The sequence below is a fragment of the Saccharicrinis sp. GN24d3 genome (assembly GCF_052400645.1).
Classification (GTDB): Bacteria; Bacteroidota; Bacteroidia; order Bacteroidales; family Marinilabiliaceae; genus Saccharicrinis.
The window spans coordinates 35,437-58,138 of the sequence record NZ_JBQTGI010000010.1; the positions used below are offsets into that span (position 1 = coordinate 35,437).

Here is a 22,702-nt window from a genome sequence, read left to right on the forward strand (position 1 = left end):
TCAAATATGGAAAAATCAAAAATCTCTACACTGGTTCTATTATTAATCAACATTAACATATTTGCCCAACCCGCTCTTCCCGAACTTGGTTACCGCTGGGTGTTAAACAATGAATGTTCGGATGAATTTGATGGAACCAGTGCATTAAATGAAACCGTTTGGCAAAATACAGACACGCGGTGGATTGGTCGTGAACCGGGACTTTTTACCGCCGAAGCAGTTACGGTGGGTGAAGGAAACCTGAGGCTGACTACCGATGTTTTTTCGGAAGCACGTGTAGTCAATGGAAAAACATGGACGCATCAAGGAGCACATGTACGTTCAAAAAACAAGGTTAAACTAGGTAGTTTTGTAGAATGTAAAATGAAAGCCAATAAAACCTTTATGTCGTCTACCTTTTGGCTGATTAATTATTCCAACGAAAGTACCGACTGTCAGCGACGAACAACAGAGCTGGATGTTCAGGAATGTATCGGTTACCCTGCTACGCATGCAAAAACAACCCAGATGGGGTCCAATACCCACAGCCGTGGAATACCGGAAACATGTGCACATATTCCGGCCGGTTCAAAAGGGAATCACGCAGAAACCAATGGTAAAGTCTACGATAATTATTTCACCTATGGCGTTTGGTGGAAAAGCGCTACTGAAATACTCTTTTATTTGAATGGTGAATATAAGTACACTATCAAACCTATAGCTAATTTCGATATTGAGATGTATATCAAGTTGGTTTGTGAAACCTACGATTGGAGTCCCGTTCCTGCTGATGGTGGAATGACTGGTACCTGGGAAGAAAGAACGACCTTTTATGATTGGGTACGAACCTATTCTTATTTGCCTGTTGATGAACAAAGCGCGAGTGAAAGTAATAATGTTTTTTCTGAAGAGATAATGTTCTCGCAAAAGCCGACTTCATTGGAAGCTGACGCTTTGAGTTTTAATGTAAATTACCAAAGCAATGGCGACAATAAAATTGTATTGGAAATAAAGGATGAGCATGGATCCGTTGTTCTACGCAGCGAGAAGGAGCTTTATGCGGGTTACGGAAATCTTTTAATGGAAATGGAAGATTCGGAACTAAACGGAACTTATATTGCTGCAGTGTCTTTAATTAGTAATAGTGACCATTCTGTTTTAAATACAGCAGAGTTTAGTCTGAAAATCAACCACGATACGGCGGTGGGGAAATTAGGTGCTCAAACGGTTAGAATTGCCCCTAATCCAGCTGGAGAGGTCATGTTTATTAAAGGATTGGATTCTCCAACTGACTTTGAATTATATGCCATTACAGGTAAGTTATTAAATAGAGGAATAACAGGCGAAAAAGATTCTAAAATTGATATATCAGACTTGTCGTCTGGTACATATATCCTTCAATTAAAATCTGGTAACAATATCGCATCGCTGAAACTGATTAAAATATAATCTCAAATATTTAGATAATAATATTTTATGATCTTCCCTTTGACCATAGGCAAGGGGGAAGTACCACGTTAAAGAAGTGGGGATGGGGGGATGATAGTTGGATAACTTCAAATTATTCCTTCTTATTTCTTAATGATTATTTGTGTTTTCAATGCAATGGTGTTAAATCTTAAATAAAACCATGATAAAAAACTTATTAATTCTACTGACCTCTGTTTTACTACTTTCCTGCACGGAAACTAAAATACAAACACCTCCCAACGTAGTATTAATCTTAACCGACGACCAGGGAATTGGAGATCTGGGATGTCATGGTAACCCGTGGTTAAAAACACCCCATATCGACGCTTTTTACGATGAGGCGGTTCGCATGACCGATTTTCATGTTAGCCCGCTTTGTACCCCAACGCGTGCAGCAATAATGACCGGGCAATATCCTATCAACAATGGCGCTTGGGCTACCTTTAAAGGAAGAGATGCTTTAGCGGAAAATTGCCTAACCATGGCTGATATCTTTAAGCAAAACGGTTATAAAACCGCATTGTTTGGCAAATGGCATCTGGGCGATAATTACCCAACCCGTCCTACCGATTGTGGTTTTGATACCGCCATTCATCATTTAGCCGGAGGTGTTGGGGAACTGTCCGATTATTGGGGAAACAGTTACTTTGATGATGTGTATTATGTGAATAACGAGCCCCGGCAGTTTGAGGGTTATTGTACCGATATTTGGTTCAACGAAACCATGAAGTTTATTGATAAAAACCAAGACAAACCATTTTTTATCTATTTGCCTACCAATGCTCCTCACGACCCCTTAATTGTTGCCGAAAAATATGCTGTACCATACAAACACCTGGAGGGGGATAAAATTATAGATGCCAATTTATATGGCATGATTGCCAATATAGACGAGAATTTCGGGAAGTTCGACCAGTTTCTGAAAAAGAAAGACTTAGCTGAAAATACCATTCTCATTTATATGAGCGATAATGGAACCCGTTATGGTTATAATGGCAAATTGGGATACAACAAAGGTTATAGAGGAATAAAAGGAAGTAAGCATGAAGGCGGTCATATTGTTCCGTTTTTTATCCGCTGGCCCAATGGAAAAATACAAGGCGGAAAGGATGTCGGCGAGCTGGCAGCTCATGTTGATTTGATTCCAACCTTGGCAGGATTATGCGATTTGAAAATTCCCGAAAAAGTTAGGTTGGATGGAGTGGATTTTTCTCCGCTATTAACCGATAGCAACAAAAAACTTCCAAACCGTTCCGTGTTTGTTCACCACCGACAGGACTGGCGCCAACCCAAGGATGTAGATGAAACGTGCGTTCTAAAAGGCCCATGGCGCTTGGTGAATGGCACGAAACTGTATGATATCATAAAAGATCCCAAGCAGAAAAACAATGTGGCCCAATACTACCCCGAAGTGGTACGGCAACTGTTAAAAGATAATGCTTCTTTCCTAAAAGTCTCTAAAACTTATCCTGAATATAAAGAGTTGCCTGTGCAAATTGTCGGGAATGATGCTCAAACGGAAATCAAGCTAACCATTCAGCATGCTATTGGCGAGGATGGCGGAATTTGGAAATGTGAACAGGTGGCAGCAGGGATGAAAAACAAAAACAATACCCATGTTTTAAAAATAGAGGAAGATGGTGAGTATATTATTTCCTGTTGCAGATGGCCTAAAGAGTGTCCCGGTCCAGTGGCAGGCATTCCTGATGTAAACCCTAAAAACCGGTTTGACTATGAAGCCATCCATGCTAATAAAGTAAGAATTAAAATTGCCGAGCAGGTTTTTGAGAAAGAGATTGGCAAGGAGGATGAAGAGGTAATATTTAAAGTGAGTTTGAAGAAAGGAAAGACAATGCTGACCAATGACTTTGTTGAAGGGGAGGAAAGCTATGGTGTCTATTATACTTATGTTCGAAAATCCTCTAATTAAAAATGAGCTGAAAGCCACTTGACTTATCGCAATAGCCTTTCCCCAACTTGATTCGGGAATGAATACGAAAAACTCTGCGCTCAGTATATTCTGTTCGTAGTCCCCGCCTGCGCCGGGCAGGTATTGTCTAATTTTTAAACAGAAACCGGCATGACCGGAGCAAATAATCAGGCCACACAGGTGGGTTATTATATATATAATACGGAATATCAGTGATATGATGATTTTTAAACAGATGAAATACATAATAATTTTATCATTGGGAGTAATCTTACTATTAGCTCAGTGTAAACAGTCAAACTCAAAAAAAATATTAGTTCCCAGGCAAGCCAATCAATATACATGCATATATAAACCTTCGGGGGATTATTTCTTTGGCCCGGATACTGAGCTGTTAAAAGAAAGCCAGTGGTACGACAGGTGGATCCCAAACGACCATTGCTTTATAAAAGCAGAGGATGGGAAATGGCATATTTTCGGAATTACACATCCTTATACAGATCCTAAAAAAGGGAATATTCATCAAGGGGAGTATGCTTCGTTTCATGCGGTGTCATCCGCTACGGCATTTCACGAAACGATTAGGGAGCATCATTATTCTGAACTACCTAAAGTACTTCCACCAAATGAGAGACCAGGTGAAATAGCGGCCAATCATGCCCCATATATTGTGAAAAAACAAGATTTATATTATATGGTTTATGGTCATAGCCCAATTCGGTTGGCTACCTCTACTGACTTATATAATTGGACGCCAAAAGGAAATCTTTTTGTTGAAGAAAAAGGGGCACGTGATCCTAATTTAATTTTTCATAAAGGAATCTATTATATTACCTATTGTTCCGATAAGTGTGTGCGGACGAGAATCTCAAAAGACCTTATCCATTGGAGTGATGCCAAAACCATTCTTACGACCAATAATTTCGATCCGGAATCACCGTCAGTAATTTTTCATAACAACTCATTTTATCTATTTGTATGTTCTTGGGAAGACGCTCAGTGGGACAGGGAAAACTTAATGGGTGCGTATACGCACAAAGCGCACGTGTATTTATCGGATAATATAAATGATTTTGGGATTGATGAAGAAAAGCAGATTACCATATTAAATTCTCATGCTCCCGAGGTATTTAAGGGTGAAGATGGACAATGGTATATTTCCAGTGTTGTTTATCCTGATATGGGTGTAAGTATTGATAAATTAACCTGGGAAGAAAAATTACAGTAATCTATGTGAATAGAAAAAACATTCAGAGGTTATATAATTGGATGTTCCCCTCTTTTTTTACATAAAAAGCCTCTTCCATTTTTTAAATATACAATAATTTGTCACCATACATTTTGAATAAATATATCAATCTCTTTATAAAAACAAATTCTACAAAAATGAAAAAGATTATTACGTTTCTATTATTGGTTTCAATATCAACGTACTTACTTGCTGACCCTCCAAAGCCGCCTAAAGGCAAGCGTTGGGTAATGAACAGGGATTTCTCCGACGAATTTAATGGTTCAGCTTTAGATACCTCCAAATGGCTCGACCATCATCCAACCTGGAGAGGAAGGGAACCTGGGTTGTTTATGCGCTCGCAAATATCAGTTGCCGATGGTTATTTGCAAATCAGAGGCGAAAAAATGGATAAGGATACCGTTATTCATGCTTATGGAAAGGACCTGACATATAATATAAAAGGAGGTGCTGTTGTATCCAAAAAGTCCGTTTTTCTGGGTTATTACGAATGTTGTGTGAAGGCAGCTGCAACAACCATGTCAACTACTTTCTGGTTTTCATCGGGGAAAGGATATGACGCTCCTAACGGTTGTGACCAATATGGACTGGAATGGGATATTCAGGAGTGTATTGGAAGAAACGGGGATTTCAAAGGAAGTTATTTTGCTAACGGTATGCATTCCAACTCACATTACTGGTATACTGATTGTGAAGGAGAAAAGCACGACTACAGGGCACCTCAGGTGAAATTTGAGGACAGGGATCTAGCCTCTAAGGATTTTCATGTATACGGAGGTTGGTGGCATGATGAAACCATGGCCAGTTATTACTATGACAACGGTGAGCCTAAGTACCAGAAGTTTTATAATAAAGTAAGCAAGAAACCCTTCGACCAGCCCATGTTCATGCGATTGGTATGTGAGACTTATCCCTTTCCTTGGATTTCTTTACCAAGCGATGAAGAATTGGCTGATACTGCTAAAAATGTGGTGCGTTACGATTGGGTTCGCGGCTATAAATTAGTAGATGCCGATGATCCAATTGGCACCGGAGAAACACCCCCCGAAAAAGAAATTAATCTCTATTATGAGGATGTGATGCTCGACGCTGCTACCATAGAAGCAACACCTAGTAAAACTTTGCAGATACCAGTATGCTACAAAGCCAACCAAGACCGGGAAATACATTTTACTTTAAAAGATGCGGAAGGTAAAAAGGTAGCATCAACTATGTTTACAGCCTACGCTGGTTATGCCAATAAAGTATATAATTTTAATCTCAACAAAAAGTTAAGCAAAAAAATACCCTATACCTTAACTGCCGATATCAGACCTGTTAACAGTGATAAACCAAATATATTAAACGCAAGTACGGTTATCGTTAATGTGGTAGATTACTAAAACAATATTCAAGAATAATAAATGCCTGGTTATTCCGAATAGCCAGGCATTTTGTGAATGCATTTTGCGCATTTACCCCGCAATATGTGATGGTACCTTGATAAGCAGAACTATTTTATTACTGGTACTACCAATTTCGTTAGTTAAGTGGAAATGTTGCTAATTATTTGAATGTTTCTCTGTTTAGTGGAAACTGCGTGTAGGCTTGTCGAGGAGTAAAAGGCCAAAGGGGGTGTGAATTTCCGATTGTTATTTAATTCACAGAAGGGACTAGTCTTGTGTTTGATAAAACATTTGCTTCTGCAGAATTATAAGCAATGGAGAAGAGCTTTAGTCCATTATGATCAGGTCAAAATTATCATGGCAGCGAATACATCTTTAGTTATCTGAATAAGCAGCGAACCGTCAGGTCTAAAGAATATATGATAGATGGGAATGGTGGTATGCACTCGCAATGGTAATGTTTTGGATTGGAAGTCTCTGCCCGAAAATAAGGAGACAGAATGGATACGAGACGACTATTTAAGTAAGATTGAGCAATATCCCATTCCAAAGAAAGTAAAGTTCAGCAAGTGAACGTTTTGAAAAAGCCTCTCGGAATTTTATATGCCCAAGTTTTGATTCAGCCATGTTACTGGCGATCAAAGAACAAGACAAATGGATGAGCAATGTGAGCAGATGATGGAATTAAGTTGTTGATTATTAAATAAGTAATGAATATATAATATCATAAAATAATCGACAAAAAGACAATCTTATCCGTTTAGCTATTCTTTTGGTTTTGGCATTAGGTTTCCCCGAATGGATATAATATGCAGATCGTTCACAATCTCTTTGGTACGATAATCCGGCTAAAAGCCAGACTGATGCCCTACCTGCAGGAAATGGCAGGATTGTCGCATTGGATAATGGTGATCCAATCAATTCAGCGTTATTTCATGCCCAGTAGAAAAAGTTTTTTAACAGTTTGGCCCCCGGTTGGTATTAAATCAAAAAAAGGAGAGTAAGGAGAAATAGAATTGCTCGCGGATTCAGAAAGCTTTTTGCTGTATGAGATGAAAAATTTCTGGAATTCTTCCAGTAAAATGGTATTTGCTTCGGAAAGAATCTGCGGGTTACAATGGTAAGTTTTTTACGTTGCCAGGCCATTGCGGTATTTAGCAAGTTGGTTAAAGAATTGGGGAAAGCATTTTATCGCAATCAAAAAGAACTGGCAGAAGGAACATAGGGTGTTAACTTTCATTCGTATGCCTTAAACAAGGCAAAACTAATTTGAACCTATATAAAGTCAACCGGGTTTTATCTATGTTTGGACATGAGCTGACTCCAATATACTCTCGAGAGCTGAATGTTCGTTTTGACAAAAGGTTCGATGGCAGCTTTTTTGAACTTGGGAGTGAATTGCCATCCCCAGTGCGGATATACAGCTGTTGCCGAGGGCTGAAAAAAAAGGATGGAGTAAATGTCCTAACTAATCAAGAAATTTTTCCTGTAACTGGCAGGTGAAATATTCGTGATTTGTTTAAATATCCTGGAAAAATGATACCTGTCTGAAAAACCACAACGGAAAGCAATTTCATCTATTGATTTATCTGAGTGGTGCAGTAAAACACAGGCCTTGCCAATTCTTTTCTTTTTGACATATTTTTGCGGCGAACTGCCTATTTCTTGAGTAAATAATCGTGTAAATGCATTTGTTGCCAACTTGGCCTGGTTGGCTAATATAGTATTTGACAAGTCTTCGCAAACATTTTCTTCGATAAACCTTAGTGTTTTCAATAGCCTGGTATCCTCAGTAATTAAACTCCAACTTTCTTCTGGCAGAAAACTAAGCATATCAGTAATAAGAGATTGAATAACCAAGGTTGGGTAAAAGCTAAACTTGGTATGTTCGTAATTTAAGTGCTTTATGATAATGTCCAGTTTTTCTTTTATATGATCCGTCAATTCAAACGAAAATAAACCAGGTTTGATGTTGTCGTATGGGATTCCTAGATTGAAATGGATAAAAAGGTGAAGTATGTAATTGTTTTTAACGGGAAGTCCTGCATTCACACGATTGCCCTTTATCAAGAATCCAGAGTTAGGGATTTGATGATTATATAATCGAGTGGCGTATGAAGTATTCGGGGCAATCATTACAATTTTGTCGGGGGTTAATGTATATTCTTTACCTTCGTAGATAATTACACCTCCTTGGTAATTATTGTGATATATTCTCCAGAAGGGGAAGGATAGTTCCCCGAACTCCCAGTGTTGCAACCACCAATATCTGCAACAATGTAATTGCAAATCAAATCTTGGAAAATGCTGTGATATTTCTGAAGGATCGCCTTTGTCAGGTTTAGTTTTGATAAGTTTCATATTCGCGATGTTTAAAACAGATACAAATATAATATAAATAAACATTTTAAATTATTTTAAGGAAACGCATATTTGTAATGTGAATATTTCATCCAGCATTGAACTAAAGGATTATGCTGAGAACTATTGATAAATTAAGAATTAAAAAATAAGATAATGGCAAACAGGTTAATAGGAGATTTACCGAAAGTAGGAATCAGACCGGTAATCGACGGAAGAGAAAATGGAGTAAGAGAATCATTGGAATCACAAGTAATGGAGCTGGCGAAAGCAGCAGCTAAATTTATTGAAGATCATTTAAGGTTTCCAAGTGGAGAAAAAGTAGAATGTGTTATTGCTGATACTTGTATTGGAGGAGTGGCTGAAGCAGCCATGTGTGCAAACAAATTCAAGAAAGAGGGTGTAGGTGTTTCCCTTACCGTTACCCCTTGCTGGTGCTACGGTACCGAGGTCATGGATACAGACCCATTGTTGCCTAAGGCTGTTTGGGGCTTCAACGGAACGGAACGTCCGGGAGCTGTTTATTTGGCTGCTGCATTGGCCGGGTATACGCAAAAAGGATTACCGACTTTTGGTATTTATGGTCGCGATGTACAAGATGCCGGTGATACCAGCATTCCCCATGATGTTCAGGAGAAACTTTTGCGTTTCGTGAAGTCGGCACTTGCAGTTGCTCAAATGAATGGTAAGTCCTACCTTTCGCTGGGTTATAGTTCAATGGGTATTGCAGGATCCATGGTAGATACCAACTTTTTTCAGGAATATTTAGGAATACGCACGGAGTTTGTGGAATCCGTAGAAATCCTTCGGAGAATTGATGAAGGTATTTACGACGAAGAAGAATTCCAGAAAGCGCTAGCCTGGACCAAAGAAAACTGTAAGGAAGGTGAGGATAGAAACAAACCGGAAGAACAATCTGATCAGGCAAGTAAAGACGCTCAGTGGGAAACGGTAATTAAAATGACAATGATTTGTCGTGACATGATGGTCGGCAATCAAAAGTTAATAAATAAGGGCTTTAGAGAAGAGGGCTTGGGTAGAAATGCCATCTTAGGTGGTTTTCAGGGGCAACGTCAATGGACAGACTACCAACCTAACGCTGATTTCACAGAGGCCATATTGAATTCTTCATTTGACTGGAATGGAATCCGAGAAGCTTTTGTTTTTGCCACGGAGAACGACAGCTTAAATAGTGTAAGTATGTTGTTTGGGCATCTGTTAACCAATACATCACAAATATTCTCGGATGTAAGAACATACTGGAGTCCTGATGCGGTAAAAAGAGTTACAGGAAAAGAACTAAGCGGACTGGCAAAAGGAGGTGTCATTCATCTCATAAACTCAGGTTCTACCACCTTGGATGCCACAGCGCAACAAAAAGATGCCGAAGGTAATCCAGTAATGAAACCATATTGGGATATTACCGAGAAGGAAGCTCAAAGTTGTTTGGACAATACCGTTTGGCCACCGGCTGATCACGGTTATTTTCGAGGCGGAGGATTCTCTTCTTTATTCAAAACGCAAGGCGAAATGCCTGTTACCATGTGCCGTTTAAATATGGTAAAAGGAATGGGACCTGTACTTCAGATTGCGGAAGGGTGGACCACGGAACTGCCGGAAGAAATTCATAGTGTTTTAGATGAGAGAACCAATCCTACCTGGCCAACCACATGGTTTGTGCCCAGAACAAATGGAGAAGGAGCTTTTAAGGATGTGTATACGGTTATGGCCAACTGGGGGGCAAACCATGGTGCTATCAGTTATGGCCATATTGGAGCGGATTTAATTACACTTGCTTCAATGTTGCGTATTCCGGTTAACATGCATAATGTTTCTGAGGATAATATTTTCCGTCCAAGTGCATGGTCTGCCTTTGGAGAAGATAAAGAGGGCTCAGATTATAGGGCTTGTTCTACATATGGTCCGCTGTATGGCATAAAATAACACTAAAAACCAGATTACATATAAACAATGGACTTTCTTTAGGCAAGTATATCTCCAAAGGTACTAAGGTAAATTCTGATTCTTTTAGATCAAGAATAGGGAATTGATTTTTGTTCTGAAGAAAGTCCTTTTTAATCAACGATTCATGCAGGAAAAAGATATCGCCATAGTTTTTGATTGTGGTGCAACCAATGTTAGAGTAATTGCCATGGATAAACATGGTTCGATATTGGCTTCTCAATCAAAGCCAAATGAAACAGACGAAGATCCATATACTCCGGGCGGAAGGATCTGGGATCTGGACAAATTATGGGAGAAGCTTTGTGGTGCGGCCAACGTGGTTACTTCTCAAATAGATACTAACCGAATAGTTGGAGTTACGGTCACTACTTTTGGGGTTGATGGTGCCTTTGTGAATGAGTTGGGCGATCTTCTCTATCCGGTTATTTCATGGCAATGTGAGCGCACGGTATCTATCATGGACAACATTGAAAAATATCTTCCCCTGGAAGAAGTATATAAAGTTAGTGGGGTCTACCCTTATGCTTTCAATACCATCAATAAAATGATATGGTTTAAGGAAAACAGGCCCGAAATCATAGAGCAATCACATCGTTTTCTATTCATCCCTTCCCTGATCATTCATAAGTTAAGCGGTGTTATGCAAAATGATGCTACCATGATGGGTACGGCCATGATGGCTGATCTTGCGAAAAGAGATTTTTCCGAAAAGGTATTAAATGCAATTGGAATAGACAAAAAAGTGTTTGGCTCAATCGCGGAGCCAGGTGACAAGGTGGGAGAAATAAATAATGCTGCTTCAAATCTTACAAAAATTCCTGAAGGAACAGCGGTTTTTGTGGCCGGACACGATACCCAATTTGCCATTTTTGGTTCAGGTGCTCAATTAAATCAACCTGTGCTGAGTTCCGGTACCTGGGAAATATTAATGTCTCGAAGTACTTCTTTTACTGCTTCTGCCAAAGAGTTAGAGGGCAATTTAACCACCGAGTTAGACGCCGAACCCGGTATATTCAACATAGGACAAAACTGGTTGAGTTCTGGCGTGATGGAATGGTTTTCGAAACATTTCTATCCAGAATTAAATGGTGACGAACTTTATGATACCATGATTAAAGAGGCTGAGATAGTGTTGCCAGGAGCACAGGGCGTAATGGTGGATTCGACTTTTTACGATGATGGTTCAAGTACCAATAGCGGGACGATTACCGGTTTAACCATTAATACGAGCAGAAGTCAATTGTATCGAGCATTTCTTGAAAGCCTGGCGTTTAGACTTCGCGAGGGACTGGAAGCATTGGAAACGGCAGGCCAATTTAAGGCCGAAAAAATTATTTGTGTAGGAGGTGGTTCGAAAAACAGGTTGTGGAACCAGTTGCGAGCCGATATCTGTAACGTCCCTATTCAGTTAATCGACCAAAAAGAAACCACGGTATTAGGGGCATCTATGTTTGTGTTTGCCGGAGCTGGCGTGTATAAATCGGCCAAAGCAGCACGTAATAAAATATCTTATAATCCTCAGATTATTTATCCTTCCAATAACAGAAAAGTATACGATCAACTTTATCGTAACTATCTAAACTTTAAAAGAAATTAAAAAGACATGTCAACTCAAACAAAAGTTGTAGAAAAGAAATACCTGATCTCATTTATCCTTATTACCAGTTTGTTTGCCTTGTGGGGGTTTGCCAATGATATTACTAATCCAATGGTAGCTGCATTTAAAACAGTCATGGAAATATCCAACGCGAAGGCCTCCTTGGTGCAATTTGCATTTTATGGCGGCTATGCAACCATGGCCATACCGGCGGCACTGTTCGTGCAAAAATTTAGTTACAAAAAGGGAATTATACTGGGACTTGCCTTATATGCGACGGGGGCTTTGTTGTTTTGGCCTGCTGCTCAGTATCAGGCTTTTGGTTTTTTCCTGGTTTCGTTATACATACTCACTTTCGGATTGGCTTTTTTAGAAACTACATCAAACCCTTATATCCTATCCATGGGTAGCGAAGAAACCTCTACCAGAAGGTTAAACCTGGCACAAGCGTTTAATCCAATGGGATCTTTATTGGGCATGTATGTGGCTTCAAAAGTAGTACTGGCCTCACTGGAATCTGATAAGCAGCGAAATGCAGCTGGAGAATTAATTTTTTCATCGCTGGATGAAGTAACAAAAGCAACTATGCGCGCTAATGACCTGATGGTGATTCGCAATCCATATGTGGCTTTGGGAATCGTGGTAATTGTAATGCTTGTTGTTATTGCTTTCGCAAAAATGCCTCAAACAGGACATGCAACGCACATTCATCCGCTGGATTCTTTTAAACGGTTAATCAAGAATAAGACTTATCGCGAAGGGGTAATTGCACAAGTGTTTTATGTGGCTGCACAAATAATGTGTTGGACGTTTATTATTCAGTATGCAGATAATTTAGGTATCGATAAGGCCACGGCACAAATGTACAACATTGTGGCTATGGGAATATTTTTAGGTAGTCGTTTTATCAGTACCTTTTTAATGAAGTATGTTAATTCCCGTAAACTGCTCATGTTTTTTGCAATAGGCGGAATGTGTACTGTTAGTGGAGCTATACTTATTGAAGGGATGCCTGGTCTTTATTGTTTGGTTGCCACATCGGCTTTTATGTCCTTGATGTTCCCAACTATTTACGGTATTGCCTTGGAGGGAATTGGGCAGGATGCCACGTTGGGTGCTGCCGGTCTGGTAATGGCTATCGTTGGCGGAGCATTAATGCCTCCATTGCAAGGTACTATCATTGATATGGAGCAAGTGGGTTTTTTAGCAGCGGTTAATTTTTCGTTCATCTTACCGCTGATCAGCTTTCTGGTTATTACGATATACGCATATAGATCATACAAAACACAAAAAATAAATATTTAAAATAGAGACTATGTCTGTTAGAAATTTGAATTTATTACATCCTCGTGATCAGATTATAATGATCATCAACAGGATATACCAAAAAGGATTGACAACTACATCAGGAGGAAATATCTCCATTATGGATGAGAGTGGCGATATGTGGGTTACTCCATCAGGGGTAGATAAGGGTTCGCTAAAACCCGCTGATATCATGTGCGTAAAGGCAGATGGTACCATTGTTGGTCCGCATAAACCTTCTATGGAATATCCGTTTCATAAGGCGATTTATGTGGAACGTCCGGATATTAAATCGGTAGTGCATGCCCACCCGCCTGCATTGGTGGCCTTTAGTATTGTTCGTCAAATACCCAATACTAACGTAATTCCTCAGGTAAAACAAGTGTGTGGCCCCATAGGCTATGCTAAATACCATATCCCCGGGAGTAACGATTTAGGTGATTCGATCTCGGAACAGTTTAAAAAGGGATTTGACTCCGTGATCATGGAAAACCATGGCGCCGTGGTAGGAGGGAAAAACGTGATCAAGGCTTACGAACGTTTTGAAACGCTGGAATTTGCCTGTAGAACGCTGATTAATTCTAAGATCATTGGAGAACCAAATTTCCTTACCGAGGAACAGATATATTCTTTCAACAATCAAATACCAAAGGACCATCCTAAAATGGCAGAGGTAAGGTATTTTTCCGATGAAAAAGAGATACGTCAGCAGATTAAGGAAATGGTTCGTCGTGCCTGTGACCAGGGATTGATGATGAGTACATATGGAACCATCTCAGTTAGATGGGGGGTAAATGATTTTCTGATTACGCCAACCAAAGCTACAAGATGGGATATGCAGGCCGGTGATATTGTACAGGTCAAAGACGGGAAATGCGAACCCAATAAAATACCGAGCCGTTCAACTTGGTTGCACCAAAAAATATACGAATTACACCCGGAAATTAATGCCATTATATTAACACAGCCGGAATATCTGATGGCGTATGGTGTTACCCATAAGAAGCTGGATGTAAGGACTATTCCGGAAAGTTGGATCTTTTTGCAGGATATGGAGAATGTACCTTTTGGATCTCACTTTGCGAATAACGAAACAATCCCGAACCTGATATCCAAAGAAAATCCGGGCGTCATTATAGAAAATGATTCGGTGCTAATGACCGGGAGCTCTTTGCTTCAAGCATTCGACCGTCTTGAGGTGGCTGAGTTCAGTGCCAAATCATTGGTGATGGGAACTTCATTAGGTAACTTTGCCCCGATGGACGAAGGAGAAATTGAAGATCTGAGAAAAGCATTTTTTTAAAATAACTACCACGTGGTCTTTCCCCAGCGAAAGACCTTTTTCTTTTACTTTAAACCAGAAACAAAATATTAGACATGTTAGAAAAGAGAAGAATCTATCTACCCCCGTTGAGTTTAGTTGGCCCCGGCGTGATTGCCGACCTTGTGGAGGAGCTAAAAGGCCTGGAATGCAATAAAGTTCTAATCGTAACCGACAAAATTTTAAATGAGTTGGGTGTTGTTAAAAAAGTCACAGACCTAATGGATGATCAATCCATTGAATATGTAATTTTTGATGAGGTTCAACCTAACCCTACCTGCGCTAATGTAAATAGTGGTTTAGCTATTTTTCAAGAAAATAATTGTGACTATATTCTAACAATTGGGGGAGGATCTCCCCAGGATTGTGGCAAAGCAATCGGGATATTAGCCACAAATGGTGGAGATATTAAGGAGTATGAAGGAATTCATGTCTCTAAGAAAAAATCGACACCAATAGCTGCCATCAATACAACAGCCGGCACGGCCAGTGAAGTGACGATTAATTATGTGATCACAGATGAGGAGCGTAAGTTAAAAATGGTGATGGTTGATAAGAACTGCTTGGTTTCAATTGCCGTTAATGATCCGGAATTAATGTTGAACAAGCCAGCTCCACTAACTGCTGCAACAGGTATGGACGCACTTACTCACGCTGTTGAAGCATATGTTACAGCTGGTGCATTCCATTGGTCGGACCATATGGCACTATACGCTATACAGCTGATAAGTGAAAGTTTAAGAGATGCAGTTGCGGATGGCAGCAACCTGGAGGCTCGCAGTAAGATGGCCTGGGCACAGTTTATAGCCGGTCAGGCTTTCTCTAATTGTGGATTGGGCTTTGTTCATTCAGCAGCTCATCAGCTTGGTGGGTTGTACAATACTCCCCATGGGGTAGCCAATGCTGTTTTATTGCCCCATGTTGAAAGATTTAACCTTTCGTCTTGTCCGGAGAAATTTGCAAAGATTGCCCAGGCGATGGGGGTTGATATTTCTGGCATGGGCGTTCAGGAAGCAGCAGAAGCCGCGTTAGATGCTATCTCTCAATTATCAAAAGATGTTGGAATTCCTTCCGGAATTAAGGAATTGGGAGCCAAACCTGAAGATTTTGAACTAATGGCGAAAAATGCGCTGGCTGATGTTTGTACAGGCGGTAACCCCAAAGAGGTGAGCTTTGATGATGCTGTGGCTATTTATGAAAATGCCATGTAAATGATAAAAATATAAGGAGTTCTTTTGACTCCTTATATTTATAATGCACTTTAATTTATTGTGTGCACTTAAAAAGTACCGTATAAACCATAATCTGCCGTATTGCAATATACCTGGCTGTAAAAGAAGAAACCTTCTTTGTTGGTTTCCATTTTGCGGTCGAGCCTGAGTATGGGATGTCCTGGTTTAAGTTTAAAATATTCCTGCAGTTTATCGTCTGCAGTAATGGCCAATAGTTTTTGCTCACCTCCGGTTACTTCAATTTGATAGGCAGTACGCATAATTTCAAATAAGGAACGGTTCTCGAAATTTCGGCTGGCAAAGCGAGGGGTGTTAATATTGGGAACCAAGGTTATATCATAAAATACAGGTAGTTTGTTCACAATCCGCAAGCGTTCCAGTCGGTAACACCCTACTTCTTTTTCAATATCCTGTACCGGAAAACCAAAAGCATCGTCATCGAATTGTGTCAGATATGGTTTGATAATTATTTTGGTTTGCAGGTTCTCTTTCCCAATAGCCGAGGTGGTTCCGGATAGCGATAATATTCCTACACCCTGTGGTTGCCCTTGTACAATACTTCCTTTTCCTTGTTTTTTTCTGATGTAACCTTCATGAACAAGCCTGTCCAGTGCTTTTCTAACCGTTGGGCGCGTAACATGTTGCGTGGTGCAAAGCTCGTTTTCCGATGGCAGGATATCGCCCTTTGTGTATAAGCCATCCGTAATTCTTCTTCGAAGCATTTCGTAGAGGACTTTGTACGGGGGCAATTCTTTCTTGTTGACCATGTTTGTTTTTTTTCTGAATATCCGCTTTAAAGCATGTTAAACACCCAATATGTATCAGGAAATCTATTGCATATTGAAATTGCTTCAAAACAAAACACTTAATTACTTCACTTCATCTCACCGGAACCATGCTATGACCCGTTTCAGAAAAGCTTTACTCGATTGCCCTTTCAATGTTCATGACGAAGTTCTAATGCATAATCCGATTTAAAAATAATTGGTTTTACATCCATCCAACAGCTTCCGGATGTGATTGTTTTGTGTCACTCCCTTTAGGACTGTGATTTATGAAGAAAATTAAGGTTTCACCATGCTTATTTGTCTATGATTAATTATCTTTTTTGTAAAGATAAGTAATTTTAAATGTATATACAAGTAACTTGTAAAAGGTTGTAAAGAGCATAAATACAAATCATTAAGCTATTTTAACAAATTAACTTGTAAATACAAGTTGATAGAATTATTTTTGAACTAAAATATTTTGAAAATGGCTACAGTTGTTATAATGCCCCGTCAAGGGCAGTCCGTTGAATCCTGCATATTCACCGAATGGTTTAAACAAGTAGGAGACGAAGTTAAAAAAGGCGACATGTTGTTCGCGTATGAAACAGATAAGGCATCTTTTGAAGAGGAAGCCGCCGAGGATGGCATTCTTTTAGGTGTATTTTGCGAAGCAGGGGACGAGGTACCTGTTCTGCAAAATATCGGTGTAATCGGTAAAGCCGGGGAAAGCATCGATGAGTTCAAGCCGGGAAATGCTTCCGGGGCAAAGGAAGAAGCGGTTGAGGAAATTTCAGCAGTTGAGGAAACCGTTTCCGAAGAGCCTGTAACGGTCCAGACCAAGAAGGTTGAGGTTGGTGCAAGCGTGAAGATTTCGCCCAGGGCAAAAAAACTCGCTATTAAAGAGGCAGTACCTTATGAAACTATTGTTGGGACAGGGCCAGAAGGCCGCGTAATAGAGAGAGATATACAAGCTTATATGGCTTCCAAACCCAAAATGACACCTCTGGCAAAAGAAGTTGCCAAGGAAGAAGGCCTGCAAGTGGCGGAGCAAGGAACTGGTTTGGGCGGTTCTGTAAAAGCTGCCGACCTTACTGCATCTAATCCTGTTTATGCCGAGGATTTTGAAATTAAGAAATTGCCGCATATCAGAAAGTTAATCGCCAAAGCTATGCACGCTTCTTTGCAAAACTCGGCGCAATTAACACACCATTTAGGTGCGGATGCCCGTCGTATCATGGAGCTGAGGCAACAGGTGAAGGCCAAAGAAGGAGCCCCAAATATTACCATCAACGATATGGTGTGTTTTGCTGTTATCAAAGCCTTAAAGCAATTCCCTGATGCCAATGCTCATTTCCTGGGTGATAGTGTCAAGTATTTTAATAAGGTGCACTTGGGATTGGCAGTAGATACCGATCGCGGCCTGATGGTTCCGGCTATTAAAAATGCCGATGATTTATCTATTGCCGGCTTGTCGCGTCAATTCAAGGAGGTGGCAGAGTCATGTCGCCAAGGGAGTATCGATCCTGAACTGTTGTCGTCGGAGGCGGCTTCATTCACGGTTTCGAACCTGGGCAATTATGGGGTGGAAATGTTTACCCCGGTGATTAATTTGCCACAGGTTGCAATTCTGGGCGTAAACACCATAGTTCCGAGACCTGCTGATTTAGGCGGAGGTGTTTATGGTTTCGTTCCTTATATGGGATTAAGTCTTACATACGATCATCAGGCACTGGATGGCGGCATGGCTACTAGATTTTTGAAGCAGATTGCCATAGAGATGGAAAACCTGGAAATAGATTTTTGATTAATATAGTTTTTAGAAAGATGGGCACATTGGAAAAGGAGTTATTTAACAGACGCTCCTTTTCTTTTGGCCTGCAAACTGAAAGGTGAAAAATATGTATGATTTAGCAATAATAGGTGGTGGTCCGGGTGGTTATGTAGCTGCGGAGCGAGCCGGTGCCAAAGGATTAAAAGTGGTTTTAATTGAGAAGAAAGAGCTTGGTGGGGTTTGTTTGAATGAGGGATGTATACCTACCAAAACCCTGTTATATAGCGCCAAGCTTTATGATAACGCTATTGGCGGGAGCAAATACGGCATTGAAGCTAAAGAGGTCACTTTTGACTTCTCAAAAATGATGAGCCGCAAACAAAAGGTGGTGAAAAAGTTGGTGGGAGGCGTTGGAGCAAAAATGAAAATGTTTAAGGTGAAAACCATTAAAGATACAGCTGTAATAAAAGGTCGTACCCAACGGGGTATCGAGATTGCCACGGCTGAAGAAGAGATAATAGCTTCCAACCTGTTAATCTGTACGGGCTCGGAAGCTTTTATACCTCCTATTCCGGGCTTAGGAGAACCCAACGATACGATTTTGACCAATCGTGAAATTTTGGAATTGAAGCAAAGACCGGAGTCTTTGGTCATCATAGGTGGTGGCGTTATAGGGATGGAGTTTGCCAGTTTCTTCAACAGCTTGGGGACCAAAGTAACCGTGGTGGAAATGATGGATGAGATACTTGGTGGTATAGATTTGGAAATGAGCGGAATGCTGCGTCAGATGTATGCCAAAAAAGGTATCGATTTTAATCTTTCGTCCAAAGTGACAAAGGTAGACGGAAATACGGTCACCTTTGAGAAAGAAGGAAAGGTAACAACGGTATCAGGTGATAAAATATTGGTAAGTGTGGGGCGTAAGCCGGTAACCGAGGGCTTTGGTCTTGAAAACCTGGGAGTCGAATTATTCAAAGGAGGCATTAAGGTAGATGAAAAAATGAGAACCAATATACCCAATGTATACGCCGCCGGCGATGTGACCGGGTTTTCATTGTTGGCACATACAGCCAGCCGTGAGGGAGAGGTGGTTGTCAACAACCTTTGCGGAAAAAAGGATCAAATGCGTTACAATGCCATTCCCGGAGTTGTGTATACCAATCCTGAAATTTCAGGAGTGGGACTCACAGAAGAGGAAGCCAAAGCTAAAGGTATCGAGTATAAAATAGCCAAACTGCCCATGGCCTATGCAGGTCGCTTTATTGCCGAGAACGAAGGGGGCTCAGGACTGTGTAAAGTGCTGGTAGGTGCTAAATATGGCGAAGTGTTAGGTGTGCATATGTTGGGCAACCCGTCCAGTGAAATGATATATGGTGCCTGTATGGCCATTGAAGCAGAACTAACCCTGAAGGAGCTGGAAGAAGTGGTATTCCCGCACCCAACCGTTTCCGAGATATTTAAAGAAACGGTGTTCGATTTCGGGCACCATTAGTAGTTTGTGAAGCAATAAGTTTATAAGTAGTTTGTTGAAAAAATAAATTCAGTGAGTAGATAGATCGGACAAAGACAAATGGTAACATGAGAATTTTAAACAGCATGTAAATCGTCCAAAGTCCCTTATCTCTTATCTAAAAATCTAATAAAAATGCCAAAGTCGCAATTTATTGACCCTACGCAGGTCAGAAAATCAGGAAAAGTTGAGATTAAAGATATTCCGGTAAATCAGTATGAGAAAACCATCGAAGAGGAAAAAGTAAATTTTTCCAAAGAACAACTGATTGGGATTTACCACGATATGGCTTTGATCCGTCAGTTCGAAACCATGCTGAACATGATCAAGATTCGTGGCGAGTATGAAGGGATTGAATATAACCATCCCGGGCCTGCCCACCTTTCTATTGGTCAGGAATCGGCCGCTGTGGGTATGGCGTACCATCTGGGTGCGGAAGATTTTATTTTTGGTTCGCACCGTTCACATGGTGAGATCCTGGCCAAGGGTATGTCGGCCATTGCAAAAATGTCAGACGATGACCTGTCGGGTATGATGAGCAATTTTTTTGGGGGAACCATCTTGGAGATCGTATCAAAAAATCACAAAGGCGATGTTAAATCTTTGGCGCGCAAATTCTTGGTATATGGAACATTAGCGGAGATATTTGCTCGTGAAACGGGGTTCAATAAAGGACTGGGCGGCTCAATGCATGCCTTTTTCACACCTTTCGGAGTATATCCCAACAACGCCATTGTTGGTGGATCGGGCGATATTGCGGTGGGTGCTGCCCTGTATAAAAAAGTAAACCGGAAAGAAGGTATTGTGGTGGCCAACATTGGTGATGCTTCTATGGCTTGTGGTCCGGTGTGGGAAGGTCTGGCTTTTGCCTCTATGGATCAGTTCGAGCAATTGTGGGAAGGTGCCTATAAGGGAGGATTGCCCATCATCTTTAATATCATGAACAACCAGTATGGTATGGGCGGTCAGACCTGCGGTGAGACCATGGGATACGATATTGCCGCACGTATCGGGGCAGGAGTAAATCGCGATAACATGCATGCTGAACGTGTGGACGGTTATAACCCCTTGGCGGTTATCGATGCCTACAAACGCAAAATGGAATTGTTGAAGGAGAAGAAAGGGCCTGTATTGTTGGATGTGCTAACCTATCGTTACAGTGGGCACTCGCCATCCGATGCTTCATCATACCGGTCAAAAGAAGAAATTGAAGCCTGGGAAGCACAAGATTGTATTGCCTCTTATGGTAATGAATTGGTGAAGGCAGGAATTGCCACCCAGAAAGATTTGGATGCCATTCAGGCGGATATCGTGGAATTAATGAAATATTCCATGACCTTGGCTATCGACGAAGAAGTTTCCCCTCGTATGGACCTGGTAAAACATCCGGAAATAATTGGGGATATGATGTTCTCCAACGAAAGCCTGGACAAGATGGAAGATCGCCAGGTTGAAGTGAACCATCCTATGGCGGAAAACCCAAGGGTACAGCAGATTGCGAAAAAAGAACGTTTCGCGTTTGATAAGAATGGAAAACCATATTCGAAAATTAAGCAATATCAATTGAGAGATGGCTTGTTCGAAGCCATTGTAGATCGTTTTTATAAAGATCCGACTTTAGTGGCCTATGGCGAGGAAAACCGTGATTGGGGTGGAGCTTTTGCTGTTTACCGCGGCTTGACGGAAGCCTTGCCGTATCAACGTTTATTTAATTCGCCAATCTCGGAGGCGTCGATAGTTGGAACAGCCATTGGATACGCCATGTGCGGGGGCAGGGTGATTCCCGAAATTATGTATTGCGATTTCTTGGGCCGATGCGGAGATGAGGTGTTCAATCAATTACCAAAGTGGCAGGCTATGTCGGGGAATGTGATCAAGATGCCTGTCGTTATCAGGGTTTCGGTAGGTTCCAAGTATGGGGCGCAACATTCTCAGGACTGGTCATCGTTGGTGGCACATATTCCAGGGTTAAAAGTTTGTTTCCCGGCCACGCCATATGATGCCAAGGGTTTGATGAATACGGCGCTTCAGGGCACAGATCCGGTGGTTTTCTTCGAAAGCCAAAGAATCTATGACATAGGTGAGCAATTCCACCAAGGTGGTGTTCCGGAGGAGTATTACGAGATTCCGTTTGGAGAACCGGATGTGAAAAAGGAAGGTAGCGATATAACCATTTTATCCATAGGTGCCACCGTATATCGGGCACTGGAAGCCGCTGATGAATTGGAGGAGAAATATGGGATGTCTGCCGAGGTCATCGATGCCAGAAGTATTGTACCGTTTAATTTTGAGCCGGTTATTGCTTCACTGAAAAAAACAGGGCGTATTCTGTTGACGAGTGATGCCAACGAAAGAGGATCGTTCTTGAAAGATATGGCCCAGAAAATTACAGAATTAGCGTTTGATGAGCTCGACGCACCACCTGTAGTAGTGGGTTCTCGCAACTGGATAACACCAGCTTATGAGTTGGAAGAGTTTTTCTTCCCATGTAAAGAATGGATGATTGATGCCATTCACGAAAAAATTGTTCCGCTAAAGGGACATATGGTTAAAAATAATTTTACGAATGCCGAGATTATCCGACGGGGTAAATTAGGTATTTAATCCCCTTATGATCCTGGCCGGATGTCTTTAAAAAAGATATCCGGCTTTACCTTACTTCAACTATTTGTTACCCTTTATTAAATTAAGAAACCAACAGGAACAGAGATTAATCGCACAAACTGAATGTTTAACATGACCAATTGATTTTTAATTTCATGCATGTCAGTCTTGTGTCATGATACTGATGTCTTGTTGATCGAAGGAAAATCCCGAAACCTTCAGTTTAAAATCTTCGGGGATACTAATTGTAAAT

At 40.8% G+C, this 22,702-nt stretch carries 14 protein-coding genes; 12 read left to right on the forward strand and 2 right to left on the reverse strand.

What is annotated here, in order from left to right:
- The first annotated feature begins 6 nt into the window (after positions 1-6).
- The 4 genes from ACT29I_RS12990 (at position 7) to ACT29I_RS13005 (ending at position 6,010) form a co-directional block, all read left to right on the forward strand.
- Positions 7-1,428, forward strand: a complete 1,422-nt coding sequence (locus tag ACT29I_RS12990) for a T9SS type A sorting domain-containing protein (RefSeq protein ID WP_430933845.1) — start codon at positions 7-9, stop codon at positions 1,426-1,428.
- 181 nt (positions 1,429-1,609) lie between these two features.
- Complete coding sequence (locus ACT29I_RS12995) at positions 1,610-3,379, forward strand: arylsulfatase (RefSeq protein WP_444793630.1); 1,770 nt, start codon at positions 1,610-1,612, stop codon at positions 3,377-3,379.
- A 235-nt stretch (positions 3,380-3,614) separates the two neighbouring features.
- Positions 3,615-4,607: a hypothetical protein gene (locus ACT29I_RS13000; protein WP_444793631.1), complete on the forward strand. Its 993-nt coding sequence runs from the start codon at positions 3,615-3,617 to the stop codon at positions 4,605-4,607.
- 158 nt (positions 4,608-4,765) lie between these two features.
- Positions 4,766-6,010: a hypothetical protein gene (locus ACT29I_RS13005; RefSeq protein WP_444793632.1), complete on the forward strand. Its 1,245-nt coding sequence runs from the start codon at positions 4,766-4,768 to the stop codon at positions 6,008-6,010.
- Between the two features lie 1,467 nt (positions 6,011-7,477).
- On the opposite strand, the gene ACT29I_RS13010 is transcribed toward ACT29I_RS13005, so the two are convergent.
- Positions 7,478-8,374 carry a helix-turn-helix domain-containing protein gene (locus ACT29I_RS13010; protein ID WP_430933851.1) on the reverse strand — a complete coding sequence of 299 codons (897 nt, stop codon included), beginning with the start codon at positions 8,372-8,374 and terminating at the stop codon, positions 7,478-7,480.
- A 156-nt stretch (positions 8,375-8,530) separates the two neighbouring features.
- Here ACT29I_RS13010 and ACT29I_RS13015 point away from each other — a divergent pair, with 156 nt between their 5' ends.
- The 5 genes from ACT29I_RS13015 (at position 8,531) to ACT29I_RS13035 (ending at position 15,773) form a co-directional block, all read left to right on the forward strand.
- The gene (locus ACT29I_RS13015) at positions 8,531-10,318 is read left to right on the forward strand and encodes an L-fucose isomerase (RefSeq protein ID WP_430933852.1); all 1,788 of its coding nucleotides are present in this window, start codon (positions 8,531-8,533) and stop codon (positions 10,316-10,318) included.
- Between the two features lie 145 nt (positions 10,319-10,463).
- Positions 10,464-11,936, forward strand: coding sequence for an L-fuculokinase (gene fucK, locus ACT29I_RS13020; protein WP_430933853.1), 1,473 nt, complete (start codon positions 10,464-10,466; stop codon positions 11,934-11,936).
- 6 nt (positions 11,937-11,942) lie between these two features.
- Positions 11,943-13,241, forward strand: coding sequence for an L-fucose:H+ symporter permease (gene fucP / locus ACT29I_RS13025; protein ID WP_430933854.1), 1,299 nt, complete (start codon positions 11,943-11,945; stop codon positions 13,239-13,241).
- A gap of 10 nt (positions 13,242-13,251) precedes the next feature.
- Entirely contained in the window at positions 13,252-14,544 is a 1,293-nt protein-coding gene (locus tag ACT29I_RS13030) for a class II aldolase/adducin family protein (RefSeq protein ID WP_430933855.1), read from the forward strand.
- Positions 14,545-14,618: 74 nt separating this feature from the next.
- On the forward strand, positions 14,619-15,773 hold the full coding sequence (locus tag ACT29I_RS13035; protein WP_430933856.1) for an iron-containing alcohol dehydrogenase: 1,155 nt from the start codon (positions 14,619-14,621) through the stop codon (positions 15,771-15,773).
- 68 nt (positions 15,774-15,841) lie between these two features.
- Here ACT29I_RS13035 and ACT29I_RS13040 read toward each other — a convergent pair whose 3' ends face one another.
- Complete coding sequence (locus ACT29I_RS13040) at positions 15,842-16,561, reverse strand: GntR family transcriptional regulator (protein WP_430933857.1); 720 nt, start codon at positions 16,559-16,561, stop codon at positions 15,842-15,844.
- 487 nt (positions 16,562-17,048) lie between these two features.
- Between ACT29I_RS13040 and ACT29I_RS13045 the strand changes: the two genes are divergently transcribed.
- The 3 genes from ACT29I_RS13045 to ACT29I_RS13055 all read left to right on the forward strand — a co-directional run bounded on the left by ACT29I_RS13045 (position 17,049) and on the right by ACT29I_RS13055 (position 22,449).
- Positions 17,049-18,368 (forward strand): dihydrolipoamide acetyltransferase family protein, encoded by a 1,320-nt coding sequence (locus ACT29I_RS13045; RefSeq protein ID WP_444793633.1) that lies wholly within the window; start codon positions 17,049-17,051, stop codon positions 18,366-18,368.
- A gap of 94 nt (positions 18,369-18,462) precedes the next feature.
- The gene (gene lpdA / locus ACT29I_RS13050; RefSeq protein WP_430933860.1) at positions 18,463-19,827 is read left to right on the forward strand and encodes a dihydrolipoyl dehydrogenase; all 1,365 of its coding nucleotides are present in this window, start codon (positions 18,463-18,465) and stop codon (positions 19,825-19,827) included.
- A 153-nt stretch (positions 19,828-19,980) separates the two neighbouring features.
- Positions 19,981-22,449 (forward strand): alpha-ketoacid dehydrogenase subunit alpha/beta, encoded by a 2,469-nt coding sequence (locus tag ACT29I_RS13055; RefSeq protein WP_444793634.1) that lies wholly within the window; start codon positions 19,981-19,983, stop codon positions 22,447-22,449.
- Positions 22,450-22,702: the final 253 nt, after the last annotated feature.

Bases quoted from the DNA above. Each gene is read 5' to 3' on its own strand.
- ACT29I_RS12990 (WP_430933845.1), top strand. From the start codon at position 7: ATGGAAAAATCAAAAATCTCTACACTGGTTCTATTATTAATCAACATT.
- ACT29I_RS12995 (WP_444793630.1), top strand. From the start codon at position 1,610: ATGATAAAAAACTTATTAATTCTACTGACCTCTGTTTTACTACTTTCC.
- ACT29I_RS13000 (WP_444793631.1), top strand. From the start codon at position 3,615: ATGAAATACATAATAATTTTATCATTGGGAGTAATCTTACTATTAGCT.
- ACT29I_RS13005 (WP_444793632.1), top strand. From the start codon at position 4,766: ATGAAAAAGATTATTACGTTTCTATTATTGGTTTCAATATCAACGTAC.
- ACT29I_RS13010 (WP_430933851.1), bottom strand. From the start codon at position 8,374: ATGAAACTTATCAAAACTAAACCTGACAAAGGCGATCCTTCAGAAATA.
- ACT29I_RS13015 (WP_430933852.1), top strand. From the start codon at position 8,531: ATGGCAAACAGGTTAATAGGAGATTTACCGAAAGTAGGAATCAGACCG.
- fucK (WP_430933853.1), top strand. From the start codon at position 10,464: ATGCAGGAAAAAGATATCGCCATAGTTTTTGATTGTGGTGCAACCAAT.
- fucP (WP_430933854.1), top strand. From the start codon at position 11,943: ATGTCAACTCAAACAAAAGTTGTAGAAAAGAAATACCTGATCTCATTT.
- ACT29I_RS13030 (WP_430933855.1), top strand. From the start codon at position 13,252: ATGTCTGTTAGAAATTTGAATTTATTACATCCTCGTGATCAGATTATA.
- ACT29I_RS13035 (WP_430933856.1), top strand. From the start codon at position 14,619: ATGTTAGAAAAGAGAAGAATCTATCTACCCCCGTTGAGTTTAGTTGGC.
- ACT29I_RS13040 (WP_430933857.1), bottom strand. From the start codon at position 16,561: ATGGTCAACAAGAAAGAATTGCCCCCGTACAAAGTCCTCTACGAAATG.
- ACT29I_RS13045 (WP_444793633.1), top strand. From the start codon at position 17,049: ATGGCTACAGTTGTTATAATGCCCCGTCAAGGGCAGTCCGTTGAATCC.
- lpdA (WP_430933860.1), top strand. From the start codon at position 18,463: ATGTATGATTTAGCAATAATAGGTGGTGGTCCGGGTGGTTATGTAGCT.
- ACT29I_RS13055 (WP_444793634.1), top strand. From the start codon at position 19,981: ATGCCAAAGTCGCAATTTATTGACCCTACGCAGGTCAGAAAATCAGGA.